Raw genomic sequence first — 16,070 nt, 5'->3', positions numbered from 1 at the left:
TTCAGGACGAACGCCGGTGCCGTGACAGCACCGGTCGGGGAGACTTGGAATGGACAGATTGCAATTCGAGGTGCCGGTGCGCATTACCCCGGCGCCCGGCCTGCCGGTCGAGGAGATCTACGGCGTCGAGCAGGCGCTGGATTTCCTGCAGGCCTGGCCGGCCCGCCGCCAGGGCAAGGTCCATGAGGCCGCCTTCAATGCCTGCTTCGGCGCCACGGTGGACGTGGTCAAGACCGAGGATGCCTGCCGCGCGTTCATGGCGTTCTGCCGCGTCAGCGGCCTGCTCGCCAGGGACATGATGGTTCCCGGTAAGCGCGGCGGCGAGGCGAGGGGACTGCGGGCCTAAGCTCGCATCGTCCGCCTTTGCCGGCATCTAGCGGCTGAATTTCAGGTCCGGCTTGTCGCCGTCCCAACCCTGAAGCCCTCCAGGCGCCTCGCGAAAGCGCAGGCACCTTGTGCCCATTCGGTCGACGTCGCTCGACTGCCTGTTCCAGGTTCCGGCTGATGCTTGCTCACTTGACCTGTTCAATCTCCGGAGCTGGCGTCTGGTCCGTCGCTGGAGCCGGCGCGCAGTCTTGCCCCTTGCACTCCAGGACAGGGTCCTCGGCCGGGGGCAGGCAATTTTGCCCCTCGCAATGAACTGACGGCTGCTCTGGCACCGCTTGCCCGTTCGGCGGAGCAGGCTGCTCCTCAGCGCTAACGGCCAGCGGCCCTGCCAAGCCGACAATGGCCGCGCACAGGAGTGCCATCCGAAGCAAATGCATTCCCGCCTCCACGGCTGAGAGCAGGCCGAACTTTACACTTTCGAGCGGAGGCCGACTCCTGTCACCCGCGAACGGCCTTAACAGCGCGTTTCTGTCCGAGGCGCGATCTCGCGTTTTCGGCGGTTGGGTTCGTCGTGGCTACGCAAGTCGCCAGCGCCAGAACTGCACTACTCCTTAGGGCGGTAGGGTTAGCGATTGCGCTTTCGCCGGGAACAATGCAGCCTAGCCTGGGGTTCGAGAAGCTACTTCCCGGCGGGACCATGCAGGACGCGGCTCAGCAACTGGTGCAGAGGTCATGACACGCGCTCAGTTGGCCGGCGTCGTCCTGGGCCTGTCGCTGGTAGCGGCGCTGACCATTGTCCGGGCGAGCGACCCGCAGCCGTTGAGACTCGCCCGCGAAGCGACTTTCGACCAATATCAGCGGCTGGCACCTCGCAGCTTCGAGGCGATGCCCGTCCGCGTGGTCGACATAGACGAGGCTTCGTTGCGGCAGTTCGGGCAGTGGCCGTGGCCCAGGGATCGCATGGCCGCCCTGGTCGATAAACTGGCGGAGCTTGGCGCGGCAGTCGTCGCATTCGACATCCTTTTCGCCGAGCCCGATCGTCTGTCGCCTCGCACTGTTGTCCGCGACGTGCCAGGCATCGATCCTGCCCTGCTCGATCGCCTGCCCGACAACGACGAGATCTTCGCCCGGTCGATCGCCGGCAAGCCGGTTGTCCTGGGTTACGGCATCTCCAACGAAGGGACCTATCACCCGCAGGTGAAGGCTGGCATTGCCTTTACCGGCGAGAGCCCGGTCGATGCTCCTCCCCATATCAAGGCAGCCACACCGCTGCGGCCGCAGCTTGAGGCCAATGCCGCCGGCATCGGACATATCAGCCTCAATCCAGGCAAATCGACCGCTGTGGTGAGGACAGCTCCACTCTTTCTGAGTGATGGCGAGCAGCTTTATCCGGGTCTTGCTCTCGAAGCCATGAGGGTAGCGCAGGGCGCCTCCACCTATCTGATTGCCGGCGCGCCCGAGGGGCAGGGCATAATGACCTCCGTCAAGATCGGCGACTTCGTTATCCCGGTGACCTCGGCAGGCGAACTCTGGCTCTATGTCAGCCCCGACAGGGCGGAACGGTATGTTTCGGCGAAGGACGTGCTTGCACCCAATGGCGTCTCGCCCCAAACAAGGGCCGCGATCGAAGGCAACATCGTGTTTGTCGGCACTTCCTCCGCCGGGCTGCAGGATATTCGTGTCACGGCGCTCGGTGAGAACGTGCCGGGCGTCTCGCTCCACGCGCAGATGGTTGAACAGGTGCTGTCCGGCCACTATCTGTCGCGGCCCGACTGGGCAAACGGGCTGGAAATCGCGTCGATCGCGATGCTGGGCAGCCTTCTGGTGCTTCTCACGATTTTCGTGAGCCCTGCGATTGCTCTCGCCTGCGGCCTGGCGATCACCGGCATGGCGCTCGTTGCATCATGGCTTGCCTTTTCGCTTGCGGGACTGCTGTTCGACCCGTTTGCGCCAATCGTCATGGGCTCGATCACGCATTTCGCGACCACCTCTTTCCGCTTCCTGGTGACTGACCGGGAGCGGCGCGCTATCCGGCGGGCGTTCGGTCAATATTTGTCGCCATCGCTGCTCTACCGTATCGAGCACACCCGCGACGCGCTTCGTCTTGGCGGCGACGACCGCGAGTTGACCGTGATGTTTGTCGATGTACGCAACTTCACCGAGATCAGCGAAAGACTGCCGCCCACCGCCGTCGTGGGGTTTCTGAACACGCTTCTCGACGCGCTCAGCCGTCATGTCACCGCCAACGAAGGCACACTCGACAAGTTCATCGGCGATTCGATCATGGCCTTTTGGAATGCCCCAATCGATGTCGCCGATCATCCCGCCAAAGCCGTTCGCGCGGCATTGGCCATGCGCGAGACGATTGCCCGCCTCAACGAAAGCGACGCATTCGGATTCGGGGCCGAGCAGGCGGTTCGCATCGGCATCGGAATCCATACCGGCGTCGCCTGCGTGGGAAACATGGGTGCTGAGTCGCGATTCAACTATTCGGCGGTGGGCGACGCAGTGAACACCGCAGCGCGTATCGAGACGGTGTGCAAGACGGTGAGCTTCGACATCCTCGCGTCCGACGACACCGTAAGATCGCTGCCAGGCTGGGCTTTCCTCGACGCGGGATCGCTGGAGCTCAAGGGAAAAAGGGCGAGGACGAGAATCAATGCCGTCGTCGGCGATGAAAGTGTTGCCTCGTCGCCGGATTTTGCGGAATTGCGGCTTCTGCACGGCAAGCTCATCGAGGCGTTGCGTTCGCGCTCGCCAGGCAGCCGAAAGATCATCGCGGCGGCCAAAGCCAAGGCCGCGGGCTTGCCGGCGGGCTTGCAGGACTTCTATGGCAGGATATCGCGCAGAGCGGATGATTTTCTTGCCAAACGGGCGGGAGCGGGGGTGGAAGCGACTGCCGGCTATGCGGAGCAACAATTCGGCTCCAACTCCTGACCTGCATTTGGACACGGCAGTTGGCCGCCGCGCTCGCTGCTCTTTTTCGGCCACACCGATCTAGAAGGACTCAGCCCCGACCGGCCAGCGAAGCCGAGCGCAGGACGCGCCAGGAAAAAGAGCGGCTGTCTGTTGCGCTTGCCCTATCAGTATTTTCGGCCAGGACCGTAGGATTTTCCGGGATTGCTGGGGTCGTGCTTGCCCGGGTCATTTCCATGACCGTTGTTGCCGTCATCCGTTGGCGGGGCCGGCGGGTCCGGCGGATCCGGCGGATTGGGTGTGCCCGGACTGGGTGGACTGGGCGCCCGTTGCTGCTGCGGCCGCGGCGTATGCTCCTGCTGAATGGCGACCTTAAGCCCGCAATTTCCGCCGGTACCGAAGCCTCCCGAAAGCTGCTGAGTGCCGGTCAGAAACGGCAACGCCCGCTGGGTGCCGAGTGCGGTGAGCACAGATCGATTGACCTTGGTAACGTCGCTCATTGCGCCTGATGGCGACGCGACCACACAATCGCAGCGCTGCTTCAGTTCCCTGCATCCGCCACCGCTGCAGAACCGAGCCGACCCCTTCAGGAGCACGACGGCGGTTTTGCCGTTGGGCGCGATGTGAACGTCGAATGCTGTTCCCCGCACCCCTATCGTGCCCGCGGGCGTGACGATCTGGTAGGCGGACGAGGACGAGCTTCCGCTTATCCAGCGAAACGTTCCCTTGGCGGCGCGGATAGTAAGGTTCTTCACCGAATTATCATCGTTGAAGACGTACTTGTCGATGACGACGGAAGAGCCCCACCCTACAGCCAGTTTGGTGCCATCCAGGAACACGAATTGGCCAAGCCCGGTATTGGATGTCCTGATACGTTCGTCCCGATGAACGGGCGCGCTGACCACCAGCGGTCCGGTTGCGCCGGTGACGGCAGTCTTGATCACGACGGCCTTGCCGACTGTTTCGGCGGCGGCTATCGGTGTCGTATTGCTGAGCGTCGCGGCAAGCGCGACAACAGCAGCCCACCTCAAGGACGGCATGGCATCCCTCCTGCCATGGCTTATTAGCACATGCGCAAAAGGCTGTCCTTACGTCAGGGCATACCTCAAATGGAGTAGGGCAGAGCCACAATCCCTCCTGGTGCCCAAGGGCTGCGGCAGCGGAATTTCCATGTAGCACGTACCATCGAACCTGATACTTTGGACTTCTCTGAACAACTCGGACTTCACTAATGGAGCGCCGGCTTACCGCGATCCTCGCTGCCGATGTGGTCGGCTACTCCAGGCTCATGGGGCTGGACGAGGCGGGCACGCTGTCGGCGCTGAAGACCCACCGACGCGAGATGGCGGACGCCAAGATTGCCGAACACCGGGGGCGGATCGTCAAGCTCACCGGCGACGGCATGCTGGTCGAATTCCCAAGCGTGGTGAACGCCGTGGCGTGTGCCGCCGAGATCCAGCGCAAAATGCGCGAGCGCAATGTCGACGTTTCGGAAGACAGGCGGATCGAGTTCCGCATCGGCGTCCATCTCGGCGATGTCATTGTCGAGGACAACGACATTTACGGCGACGGCGTCAACATCGCGGCGCGTATCGAGAGCATGGCCAGGCCGGGGGGCGTAGCAGTATCCGGCTCGGTCCGCGACAATGTTGGCAACCGGCTCGACTTGGCCTTCGACGATACGGGCGAGCAGATATTGAAGAACATCGAGCGGCCGGTCAGGGTCTATAACGTCGACCTCTTCGCAGACGCGCCGCCCCGATCCATTGCCTCGATCGCTCGAGAGAAAACCGAGCCGGCCGCCCAGGCCAAGCCGTCGATCGCCGTCCTTCCCTTCAACAACATGAGCGGCGACCCCGAGCAGGAATATTTCTCTGACGGAATCACCGAGGACATCATAACGGACCTCAGCAAGGTCGGCGCATTGGCGGTCACTGCGCGCAACACGACCTTCGCCCTCAAAGGCAAGGCAATGGACGTGAGCGAAGCGGCGCGGCAATTGCGCGTTTCGCATGTGCTGGAAGGCAGCGTGCGCAAGGCGGGTAGTCGCGTTCGCATCACCGCGCAGTTGATCGACGGGATGAGTGGGCATCATCTGTGGGCCGAGCGCTACGACCGCGATCTCAACGACATATTTGCGCTCCAGGACGAGATCGCGCGGGCCATCGTCGATGCCCTGAAAATCCGGCTGATGCCGGCCGAGCATGCTGCCATCGGCAAGCGCACGACCGAGAACGTCGAAGCCTATCAATATTACCTGATGGGACGGCAGCATTTCCTGCGTCTGGGCCGTCGCAATCACCTTTCCGCCCGACGCCTCTACCAGCGAGCGCTCGAGATCGATCCCGAATACGCGCTGGCGCGGGCCGGGCTGGCGCTGGCTGAAGGCATGTTGCTGAGATCCGGAGATCGCAGCGCAAATCTCGTCACCTTAAGCGCCGAGGCGCAGCGCGCGCTGGCATTGGACTCGACGCTGGCGGAAGCACACGTGGCCGACGCGATGGCACATTTCCAGAAGGAGCAGATCGAGTTGGCAGGCGTTGCCTGCCGGCGAGCAATCGCGCTCGATCCCAATCTCTACGAGGCGCACAGGACCCTGGGCGACGTGCTGCGCATGGAGCGCAAGTTTGCAGAGGCCGCAGCCGCCTATGAGAAGGCGGCGGAGGTCGATCGCAACAGCTATGGTGCGATGTGCATGCTGTGGGATTGCCGCAAGACCCTGGGCGACGACGAGGAGGCCCACAGGCTTTCACGGGGGGTGCTGACCCGCATCGAGAAAGCCATGCAACTGTATCCGGACGATGGGGCAGCCTATGCCTATGGCTGTTACATCCTCCACAATCTCGGCCTGGAGGAACGCGCCCTTGAGTGGGCCGAGCGCGCGATCACCATCGATCCGGAGGACTACAACAGCCACTACAATGTCGCGTGTTTCCTGGCGGCGATCGGCGCCGTCGAAAAGGCGATCGACACGTTGGAGCACAGCGTGCCGCAGCTTGGATTGCAGCAAGTGCACTGGATGGCGCAGGACGTGGATATGAATCCGCTGCGCGATCATCCGCGCTATCGGGCGCTGATCGAGCGCCTGGAGATCAGCTTGGCCGAGGCGGAAGGCCGATCAACCAGCGGGCCCGAAGCGCGGTCTGGTGGAGCTTAGCGCCACTTCCCGTACAGGATTGCGATGACGGCTGTGGGGGGCACAGGGGACTGCGAGGACAACACAGCGCTGCGCTCGGTGGAACAGCTCTCTCGTTTGTTCGGAAGCGTCTTCGAACACTCAATGAAATCAAGGCACTTGGGAATTTGGTACGCCCAAGGGGAATCGAACCCCTGTTACCGCCGTGAAAGGGCGGACTTTTCGCCTCATGGGGATCGCCTGATCGTCTACTCGTGTCTATCGGCGTATAGCATAAACCTTTGTATTCGTTTGATAGTTTGTGAGACATGTCTAGGGTTGTCTTCTCGCGTCCGCGGGTGTATTTCGGGACCGATTTCGGGTCAACTCTTGAGGCGGGACAGGCCACATGGCGCGAACCAGGACAGAAGCGGCGATAACGACGCGCAATGCCCGCAAGCAGCTCAAGCCGCGAAAGAAGCCGTATTGCCGGTCACTCGGGCCAACCCTTGCTATCGGCTACCAAAGAAAACCGCGGGGAGGGGTTTGGCAGGCGATCGAATCGCTCGGCGACAAACGTTACCGCGTTGAGCAGATTGGCATTGCGGATGATTTTTTGGACGCGGATGGCGTCAACGTTTTTGACTTTGAGCAGGCCAAGAGTGCTGCCCGGGCGAAGATTTCCTCGTGGCATGCAGCGGAAATAGCTTCCGCGGAGGGCCCTGCGCCGACAGTGCGTTCGGCCGTGGAGAACTACATTGAACTGCAGGCCGCGCGGGAACGTGCCGTGGCAGGCAAAGGCAGATTGCGGGGTGATGCACGGCTGAGGCTTTCCCGACACGTGTTGTCGGATCCCGTCTCTGATGTAGCGCTCTACGATTTGAAAGAGGCTCATTTTGACCAATGGAGGAGCCGTCGACAGCCCGATCTGTCAGTGTCGACTGTTCGCCGGGTGGTCAACGATCTCAAGGCGGCCCTCAACGCCGCAGCTGTCAAAAATCGTTCCCGCCTTCCGGCTGATGTGGCGGTCGTCATCAAGAATGGGTTGTCAGCAGGCGAGGCCGCGCCACCTATTGCTCGCGACCAGGCCGCACTGCCCGACGCAGATATCCGCCGCATAATCGAGGCGGCGAGCCTGGTCGATGCCGACCAGGGTTGGGACGGTGACCTTTTGCGCATGGTGCTGGTGCTGTCCGCGACCGGAGCCCGCTTTTCGCAAGTCGCTCGCATGACTGTAGGCGATGTTCAGATACCACAAAGCCGATTGATGGTGCCGACGAGCCGTAAGGGCAGGGGTACGAAAAAAACAACGCACGTCGGTATCAGAGTTGGCGTTGATGTTATCGATCAGTTGCGCCCCGCGATTGCAGGAAAGCAGCGCGGTGACGCTTTGCTTCAACGGTGGCGCCATGTTCAAACGAAGGCCACCGACTCCCAGCCGCCACAATGGGTTCGCGATGCCCGTGGACCTTGGATTGCAGCAAGCGAATTGGCTCGGCCTTGGCTGGAGATCGTCACCCGCGCCGGCGTGTCGCGCGAGGTCGTGCCTTATTCATTGCGGCATTCGTCCATCGTTCGCCAGCTTAGGGCAGGCCTACCCGTTCGGCTTGTGGCCGCGCTGCATGACACCAGCACGACGATGATTGAACGCCACTATGCCTCGGCCATCGTCGACCTGCTCGATGAGCTATCTGCGAGCGCCATCATTCCGCTGATAACAGACCAATGAGCAATGTTGTGCCCCTGCGCGTTGGCGAACAATGATGGGGGCCACCTTGTGGATAACGGGGATAATGTCCGAAATCGAACTCAAACCAAAAATCGCCTACAGGTCGTCCTAGCGGCTCTGCAGGCAGTTATAGAGAAATCGAATGGAAAAATCATCTGCAGCTAGTCGTAGCCGCTCTGGGGGGCGTTCCAGAAATCTTTGATTGCTCACGCGGCGATCGACCAGGGGCTTGGTCGCCAATGTCCTTGTTTACACTCATATAGACGTGCCTACTAATCGTGCTGGCTCAATTTCCCTGTGAGGCAGCATCATGACGGCTTCCAAGTCCGGCCGTACGCCAACCGCAACACCGCAGCGCCCGCAATCGGCAACAGACGTCAAGGGTGCGGTGATCTATACCGGCTTGTGCCGCGCCCAGCTCTATAAGGATATGCGTGCCGGCCTGCTAATGGCTCGTAAGAAGGGCGCCCGCACCGTCCTCTTCTACGAAGATCTAGATCGCTATCTGCGAGCCCTGCCGCACGCAAAATTCAAGCCTGCTGGCGAGGTTGCCCCGGCCGACGAAGCCGGCAGCTGCTCGTAGGTCGCGAAATGGCCGCCCCTCCAGTTCGCATCCGACAAGCCCTGCTCATCGCGATGAGTGCCGCATCGTTTCCGGGCGAGAAGCTTGCCGCGCTTGATTTCCTCCGGCGGACGCTGATCGCGATGGGACATGACGAGCACTGGCTCGTTGCCAGACTGCAGGTCGATGACAGCCCGTACGAGATCATTGTCCAGCGCAAGTTCGACGCGAGCTGGGCGGAGGGTTGGCCAACCTGACCGCCAGGCACCGTTAGCTCTGCAGGCGCGGGGCACGGGCAGATCCGGGGACAGGCGGTGATCCATGAAGCGAGCTACACCAACATGGTTGTTGCGAATGCACTAACCGACACGGAACCAACCAGCTTCGCCTGAATGAGGCAAGGCGTCCCGCGACGCTCTCGCGGATATCAAGATGCTGTGCCCCGGGGGAGCGCGGCTGAAACCGCAACGAAAGGAAAAACAATGCCCGAACTGAAAGACATCTATCCGAGCAAATATCTTTCAGCTTCAGATCTCAAGGGCAAAAAGGTCACGGTGACCATCAAGGCCGTTCACCTCGAGGACTTCGAGGAAAACGGCCGCAAGGTGCAGAAGCCCATCCTCTACTTCCATGGAGCTGACAAGGGCCTAGTCTGCAACAAAACCAATGCCATGACCGTCGCCAACATCACCGGCAAGACCGACACCGATGACTGGCTTGGCGCTCGCATAACCCTTTTTCCGACGATGGTTTCGTTCGGCGGCAAGGTGACGGACGCTATTCGCATCGAGAAGCCGACGTCCGCCGAGGTGGCGCGCGCCACCGTGGAGGCGCCCGCCGCAACGACACCGGCCCCAGCACCGGCCTATGCGCCCGTTGCCCGCGATCTCGATGACGACATCCCCTTCTGAGATCGGAATAGGAAGCGTGGCGGCGGTGTTATGACCGCCGCCAATTTCTCCTCTGCAAAAGCAAAGGACGACCGGATGCCCGCGAATCTTTACCGGTCTGCAATGGCGTATGCGACACGCGGTATGCCAGTATTTCCATGCCAGCCTCGTGGAAAGGAGCCTGCGACCGCGCGAGGCCTGTATGGTGCGACGACCGACCGCGGAATCATAGAAAGCTGGTGGGGGTCGGCAGCCGAACTAAACATCGGCATACCAACTGGTGCACCTTCTGGCTTTTTTGTCTTAGACATCGATAACGAAGACGGTGAAGCCAGCCTCCGCGCCCTTGAAAAAGCGCACTCGGCCTTGCCGCCGACCAACGAAGTGATCACAGGGCGCGGCAGACACCTGTATTTCCGATACGGGGAACATGAACTGCGCAACAGCGCCGGCAAAGTGGGCATCGGTATCGACGTGCGTGCCGAAGGTGGCTACGTGTTGGCGCCACCCAGCATCCACCCTACCGGCAGGGCCTATGCGTGGTCGGTCGACTGCACCGGTGAGTTCGCAGATGCACCGGAATGGCTCTATCAGATCGCTAGCCACTCGGAAGGCCCCGGGAAGGGCAAGAAACTGGAAGAGTGGCACAAGACTCTGACAGGTGTGATCCCTGCCGGCAGCAGAAACACCACGCTGGCGAGCATTGCCGGCAAGCTGCTTTTCCATGACGTCAACCTCATACTGCTTCGAGATCTTCTTCTTTGCATCAATGACGCGCGATGCGATCCGCCGCTTTCGGTCTCGGAAGTCGACCGGATTGTCGCGTCGGTTGCGACGACGCACTTGAACAGCGCAGGCGGCCGCAAGTGAGCGATGAAATAGATCCGGAGATCATAAAGCTGTCGGTGGCGTTGGAGTCAGATAGAAGCCGGCCAACCGATCTGGACGAGTGGGATGCCGGGGATGACGTAGACCCGATACCGCCCCGCCAATGGCTTCTAGGCAATATATTTTGCCGTCGTTTCGTCAGCTCGCTGCTTGCGGATGGCGGAACAGGAAAAACCGCACTTCGCGTGGCACAAGCGCTATCCCTCGCCACGGGCCGCAATCTGACCGGGGGACATGTTTTCCAGCGCTGCCGCGTTCTTCTGATTTCCCTCGAAGACGACAAGGACGAACTGCGCCGCCGGGTGAAGGCAGCGCAACTGCACCACGGCATTTCCGATACAGATCTGAAGGGGTGGCTTTTCCTCGCTGCGCCCGGTGGCAAAGCAGGCAAGCTGATGATTCCCGACGGCAAGGGACGCCCCGCGATCAGCAGCCTGGGTGAGGCGCTGAAACAGACCATCCAACGTAGAAAGATCGATTTCGTCTGCCTCGACCCTTTCGTCAAAACGCACGGCCTGAGCGAAAACGACAACAACCAGATGGACGGGGTGATCGAATTCCTGGCCAATTTAGCCATCGAAAAGAACGTCGCTCTTGATGTGCCCCATCACACAGCCAAGGGTGCCTCCACCCCCGGAAATGCCGACCGTGGACGGGGCGCCAGTGCCATTAAGGACGGCGCCCGTCTCGTTTATACCTTGACCACAATGAGCGACGAAGAGGCCGCTCGATTTGGGGTGTCCCTTGCCGACAGGCGGCTCTACGTTCGTATGGACAGTGGGAAGGTCAACATCACACCGCCTGCTGCCTCGGCGAAATGGTTCAAGCTGACCAGCGTTGCACTACACAACGGCAACGACCTGTATCCTGATGGCGACAATGTCCAAACCATCGAGCAGTGGTTCCCGCCGGAAACGTGGGAGGGGCTGACCGATGACCTGGTAAACCGGATTCTGAATGACATTGACGCAGGCATGCCGGACGGAGAACGCTACTCCGACGCTGGTGCCGCAAAGGCCCGCGCAGCTTGGAAAGTGGTTCAGAAACACGTCTCCAAGAAGAGCGACCAACAATGTCGCGACATCATCGCGACATGGGTCAAGAACCGGGTGCTACTCAAGGAGACATATCACAGCCCCGTGACTCGAAAGGACCGCGAGGGGCTCCATGTTGACGACATGAAACGTCCGGGACAGGTCACCTGAAGTGCATTCTGGACTTGCGCCATTGGGAAAATCTGATGGCGCACCATTGGCGCAAAAAAGCGGTGCGCCATTACCGTAGGTGCCCTAAGGAAATTCAATGGCGCATTTAGTGCGCCAATTGTATTTCCCCGATGGCGCACCGATGGCGCAATGGCGCGAGAATGGTACGCCCAGAGCTCTTCAGGATAGCAGAAGGCCGTCGGCTGCAGTATTCTGGCACCGCAATGTCAAATGCAAAATTGAACATACGCCAGGAGCGTTTCTGCTTTGGCCTCGCCGAAGGCCTTCCACAATCTCGCGCCTATGTCGAGGCGGGCTACGCTGCGCGCGGCAACGCTGCTGAGGTGGAGGCCTCCAAGATGGTCAGATTACCTAAGGTGGCCGCCCGCGTCGCTGAGTTGCGGGCCGAGGCCGCAAAGCGGTCAGAGGTTACGGTCGACGATCTGGTCGCCGAGCTTGAAATCATGCGCAAACTCGCCATGGCATGCAAGAACCCGGCCGCAGGTGTAGCGGCAGTCATGGGCAAGGCCAAGCTGCTCGGTCTGATCGTTGACAAAGCGGAGGTTGACCAGACGCTTCGGCGTCCAATGCGCGAGCCGGGTGAGGTCAAGCAGATGAGCCTCGAAGAGTGGCAGAGGCGGTTTGCGCCGAAGCCCCAGTGACCCATGATGCCGTGCTGGCAGAGCTTTAGCGTATTAGACCGTGCTTACGGCCTAGGTTTTCGGTGTCGAGCCCTACTCTTACCCGCCATTCCCAGTGCTCGCGGAGCGTCTTATTGTGTTTTTCCCTATTGCATTGGGCGTGCGCCAGGAGGAGGTTTGCTGCCACGTCAAGGCCATTTCTCGAAAGTGGGTCGACATGGTCAATCTCTCCGTTTTCGGCTTTGTCTATCGGCCTGAAGCAGCACAGGCAGAGTCCATTCTGTTTCTTGAACAAATCTTGCTTGGCCCTCGGGTCCGAGCCCCGGCGAATGCCGCCTAGCGACTCTGCCCGCTTTTTGTCGCGTTCGCGCCGCGCATCTTTGTTCTTCTCTTCATATGTTGCAGATACTTTGTTCATGCAGTTCCGGCAGTAACTGCGCAACCCGCCGGATGGCGTTGACCCGAAGAACTCTCGCGTAGCCGGCTTTGCCTCGCCACAACGGGTGCACGTTTTTCCGGACATGCGTATTGTTTCCTGTCGTCGAGTTGCTGTTCGATCCGCAGAGTGCGCACCTTCGTCGTGTCGGCGCGACGGCGCTAATCCCACATTATCTCGCGGTGTCCACCGACATTTGTACCGAAGCGAAGCTCAAATTCACCGCACCTGGGACAGCGATAGTGGCCGCTCGTTAGCGTCAACTCTCCCCAACTCTCGAATACGTGGCCGTCTCCCTTCCACCACTGACGGTCGGTTGGTGGAGTAACGTCGCCGCCTTTGCACTCTTCGCAGGATAGGGGGATGTGCTCGAAGTCGGCAGTCGTGACTGCAGCGCACGTCCTGCAGCTAACGGGCCACGCTGCATACGTTGGGTCCGTCATCCCGCCACCGAGGCTCAGAAATGTGTCGTAACCGCAGGCGAAACAGTGAGCATCAGTTGTTGTTCCCATTTGTACTCCACGGAAGCGCGAAACATGATTGCACAAACCGGCCCTGCTGACCAAGGAAGTGATGGATCGCGTCGAGGATAGTTCTTGACTTTCGACAGCTAAAAATTGTCAAATGCTGAAGCAAACGATATGACGGCGAGGCTGCAGGCTATGAACAGCAAGGCTTTGAGGCAGGCAGTGGCTTATCTCCGCACTTCATCCGCTGCCAACATTGGCACCGACAAAGACAGCGAGCGGCGCCAGGGCGAGGCCGTCAAGGAGTTTGCTCACTCAAACGGCTACGAGATCATCGACAGCTATTACGACGCAGCGGTGAGCGGTGCCGACCCGGTCACGGTGCGTCCCGGTTTTTCCGCAATGCTTGAGCGCCTCCTGTCCAATGGCGTACGCACAATCTTCGTAGAGACCGCCTCCCGTTTCGCCCGCGATCTGATCGTTCAGGAGACCGGCTACGAGATGCTGAAATCACGCGGGATCGAGCTGATAGCTGTCGATAGTCCCGACAGCTTTATCGGCAATACCCCGACTGCAAACCTGATCCGTCAAGTGCTTGGCGCGGTCTCGGAGTTTGAGAAAGCGATGCTGGTGGAGAAGCTCAGGGGTGCCCGCGAGCGCAAGCGCCGCGAGACCGGCAAGAAAGTCGGTGGGCGCCGAAACTATGCCGAGATTGATGGCGGACCTGAGCTGATTGCGCTCGCAAAGAAGCTGCACCGTTATCGGGTCAATGGCCGGCAGCGGACTCTGGCTGATGTGGCGACGGCGTTGGCGGACGCGGGGTATCTGTCGAGTGCTGGAACGCAATATACACCGACTGCAGTTTCGAGAATGTTGGCATCTGCAGGAAATAGCCATGCCCAGCCACTCAAGGGCAAGGCAAAATCATTGTCTTCGCCCCTTGAACCAGATGCTGCCGAGCTCAAGGACAATATGACCGAGGTCACGGACCCCTTAAAGCGGACACCGCTCGGCTCGCGCTGGTAGCCACGCGCCCTATTGTTTGATTTTGGGAGGACGGATGGCTCTTCAGCTCTGGGTCAACGAAGCGGCCACTATTTCGTGGACACTACGCTTGGCGACATCCAAGTGGGCCAAACTTGGTGCACGCCTTATGGCGACTGGGGGGTCGAGGTTAACGATGAGGAGTTTTCTGCGCCGGACCTCGAGGCAGCAAAAGAGCTGTTTGTCGACCTATATGATCGATCCCGGATAATGGTGAGCCCATTCGCTGTCTCCGCCGAAGGAGACGGCTTGGAAGCGAATTTCAAAATTATCGACCTGCGCCGATAAGAACGCACAAGTAGAGGCGCCCCCGGGGCATCTGCCCCCCCCGAGATTTGTCGGTGGCGGGGGTTGGGGGTGCTAGTGGGCCCCGATCAAGTGCCCCTAGCAACACAGTCGGACTTCCTCATGCCGGCCGCGTATAGCAACCCTTGCGCTGTCGAAAATGGACTTCTCATGTAAATTCGTTGGGAGCATTGAGATAATGCTCGACGATGTGCAGCGAAGATATGTGGCGAAGGTGTACGACATCGTTCCCGCAGTCACATTGCTCCGGGTGAACTTCACGCTGCCAAATCCCGTCATTGCCGACGCGGTAGTACCACCCTCTGTTTATGCCAACCCCCGTCATTTCGAGTCCGGGGTGCTCGACTTGGAGTTCACAAACCTCGATAAAATCGGGTTCGTGAGCAATCGCAACCACTCCCTTCTGATAAACGGCAGTTCCTTGCATGGTGACGTGTTGGATGAGTTCGTCCACTTCGAATGCAACGCTACGGTGTTCAGATAACAACTCTCCGATCTTGGGAAAACGCAGAGGTGCAGCATCCGCTGTGCCAAAGAGAATAATCTCAGGGACAGGGACAGTGATACCACCATACTGATCTCCATCAATGCTGCCGAGATCGGACGCGCGCGCCTTCTGGAAGAAAGCGGTGGTCCCAGAAACTATCTTGACGAAACTGTCATGATACTCCGGGAGATCCAGAGCCCGCTGAAAGAAAGGTATTTTGAGCTTGTCGTTCTTGTTTTCAATTTTCTTCCAAGGCAGGCCCAAAAGCGCCGCGAGAATAGGGTCCTCTTTGACCGGTGGAAAAAGGGCATCGGTCGAGTCCATCGATTCCTCTGCGGCGAAGTCTCGAAACACATCACGAGGACCTCTGATGTGCGCAAGGAAACATTCGTAAGGTACCTCGGTGTTCCGGAGCGGCCCCAGAAGCCAAGCATCTTGTGCTTGTGTTCTTGGACGCGCTGACTCGATGGCGAGCGCGGCCAAATCAATCGCACCTGTACGTTCTGCACAGTTTGCGAGATCAAAGGCGTAGAGGTGACCGTCTCCGTCGGCATAATCATACCGGGCCATCCTCTTGCTGAGCATTACCGGACGTTCCCCGCAATCTTCACACAGCTCCAGCGAGCGCTTGTCAGAATACACATGGCTCGCGAACCATGCGGAGACGGCAGCGCTCGCAGAGCAGTCCACGTAAAATGAGCGCCATCCATAGTGCTGCAGCAGCGCCTGCATAAAATCGAGCGAACGGGCCACCGGGCCGATGTAAGCTTCTAATGCGCTCTCGGCGTATCGGCTCCATTTCAGCATCTGACTTGGTATGCAGCCTTTTCGATCAAACGAAGTCACGACTGAGGGATTGCCGCCCTTCAAATAATGAGAGGTCTGCCCGCGAAATAGAACGCCGTAGCCCAAGCCTCTGACGACTTCGCGGAGCTCTTCTACGGTGGTAACCGCAATTTCTTCCATCTCGACACTTGCTCAGTTGGCAACTCGTGGTGTTGCAGAAAAGGAGTCACATAGTAATGAGTTTCAGACGCGCACGGGCGGCCAAGTCGCT

General features: G+C 59.9%; 13 protein-coding genes and 1 tRNA gene. 11 read left to right on the top strand and 3 right to left on the bottom strand.

Annotated elements, in window-relative coordinates; all coding sequences use genetic code 11:
* The first annotated feature begins 49 nt into the window (after positions 1–49).
* Complete coding sequence (locus EN846_RS19155) at positions 50–346, top strand: DUF982 domain-containing protein (RefSeq protein WP_127285545.1); 297 nt, start codon at positions 50–52, stop codon at positions 344–346.
* A gap of 713 nt (positions 347–1,059) precedes the next feature.
* Positions 1,060–3,264 (top strand): adenylate/guanylate cyclase domain-containing protein, encoded by a 2,205-nt coding sequence (locus EN846_RS19150; RefSeq protein WP_127285544.1) that lies wholly within the window; start codon positions 1,060–1,062, stop codon positions 3,262–3,264.
* Positions 3,265–3,410: 146 nt separating this feature from the next.
* On the opposite strand, the gene EN846_RS19145 is transcribed toward EN846_RS19150, so the two are convergent.
* Positions 3,411–4,283 carry a FecR domain-containing protein gene (locus tag EN846_RS19145; protein ID WP_127285543.1) on the bottom strand — a complete coding sequence of 291 codons (873 nt, stop codon included), beginning with the start codon at positions 4,281–4,283 and terminating at the stop codon, positions 3,411–3,413.
* Between the two features lie 191 nt (positions 4,284–4,474).
* Here EN846_RS19145 and EN846_RS19140 point away from each other — a divergent pair, with 191 nt between their 5' ends.
* Complete coding sequence (locus EN846_RS19140; protein WP_127391555.1) at positions 4,475–6,400, top strand: adenylate/guanylate cyclase domain-containing protein; 1,926 nt, start codon at positions 4,475–4,477, stop codon at positions 6,398–6,400.
* Between the two features lie 147 nt (positions 6,401–6,547).
* On the opposite strand, the gene EN846_RS19135 is transcribed toward EN846_RS19140, so the two are convergent.
* Positions 6,548–6,619 (bottom strand) — tRNA-OTHER (locus tag EN846_RS19135).
* A 148-nt stretch (positions 6,620–6,767) separates the two neighbouring features.
* Here EN846_RS19135 and EN846_RS19130 point away from each other — a divergent pair.
* The 8 genes from EN846_RS19130 (at position 6,768) to EN846_RS19090 (ending at position 14,202) form a co-directional block, all read left to right on the top strand.
* On the top strand, positions 6,768–8,087 hold the full coding sequence (locus EN846_RS19130) for a site-specific integrase (protein ID WP_127391556.1): 1,320 nt from the start codon (positions 6,768–6,770) through the stop codon (positions 8,085–8,087).
* 310 nt (positions 8,088–8,397) lie between these two features.
* The gene (locus EN846_RS19125; protein WP_127391557.1) at positions 8,398–8,670 is read left to right on the top strand and encodes a hypothetical protein; all 273 of its coding nucleotides are present in this window, start codon (positions 8,398–8,400) and stop codon (positions 8,668–8,670) included.
* 8 nt (positions 8,671–8,678) lie between these two features.
* A complete protein-coding gene (locus EN846_RS19120) occupies positions 8,679–8,906 on the top strand; it encodes a hypothetical protein (protein ID WP_127391558.1) in 228 nt (75 codons plus the stop codon).
* A gap of 225 nt (positions 8,907–9,131) precedes the next feature.
* The gene (locus EN846_RS19115) at positions 9,132–9,560 is read left to right on the top strand and encodes a hypothetical protein (RefSeq protein WP_127391559.1); all 429 of its coding nucleotides are present in this window, start codon (positions 9,132–9,134) and stop codon (positions 9,558–9,560) included.
* 30 nt (positions 9,561–9,590) lie between these two features.
* Entirely contained in the window at positions 9,591–10,409 is an 819-nt protein-coding gene (locus tag EN846_RS19110) for a bifunctional DNA primase/polymerase (RefSeq protein ID WP_127391560.1), read from the top strand.
* Complete coding sequence (locus EN846_RS19105; protein WP_189379526.1) at positions 10,406–11,632, top strand: AAA family ATPase; 1,227 nt, start codon at positions 10,406–10,408, stop codon at positions 11,630–11,632. Before EN846_RS19110 ends, EN846_RS19105 begins: the two co-directional genes overlap by 4 nt.
* 224 nt (positions 11,633–11,856) lie before the next feature.
* On the top strand, positions 11,857–12,294 hold the full coding sequence (locus EN846_RS19100; RefSeq protein WP_127391562.1) for a terminase small subunit: 438 nt from the start codon (positions 11,857–11,859) through the stop codon (positions 12,292–12,294).
* A 1,077-nt stretch (positions 12,295–13,371) separates the two neighbouring features.
* Positions 13,372–14,202 carry a recombinase family protein gene (locus tag EN846_RS19090; RefSeq protein ID WP_189379528.1) on the top strand — a complete coding sequence of 277 codons (831 nt, stop codon included), beginning with the start codon at positions 13,372–13,374 and terminating at the stop codon, positions 14,200–14,202.
* 472 nt (positions 14,203–14,674) lie between these two features.
* Here EN846_RS19090 and EN846_RS19085 read toward each other — a convergent pair whose 3' ends face one another.
* Complete coding sequence (locus EN846_RS19085) at positions 14,675–15,979, bottom strand: hypothetical protein (protein WP_127391564.1); 1,305 nt, start codon at positions 15,977–15,979, stop codon at positions 14,675–14,677.
* Positions 15,980–16,070: the final 91 nt, after the last annotated feature.

This window comes from Mesorhizobium sp. M4B.F.Ca.ET.203.01.1.1, assembly GCF_004791025.1.
In the GTDB taxonomy this organism is placed as follows: Bacteria; Pseudomonadota; Alphaproteobacteria; order Rhizobiales; family Rhizobiaceae; genus Mesorhizobium; species Mesorhizobium abyssinicae.
Note: the sequence above shows the minus strand (reverse complement) of the source record. Positions and strands in the feature narration are given on the sequence as shown.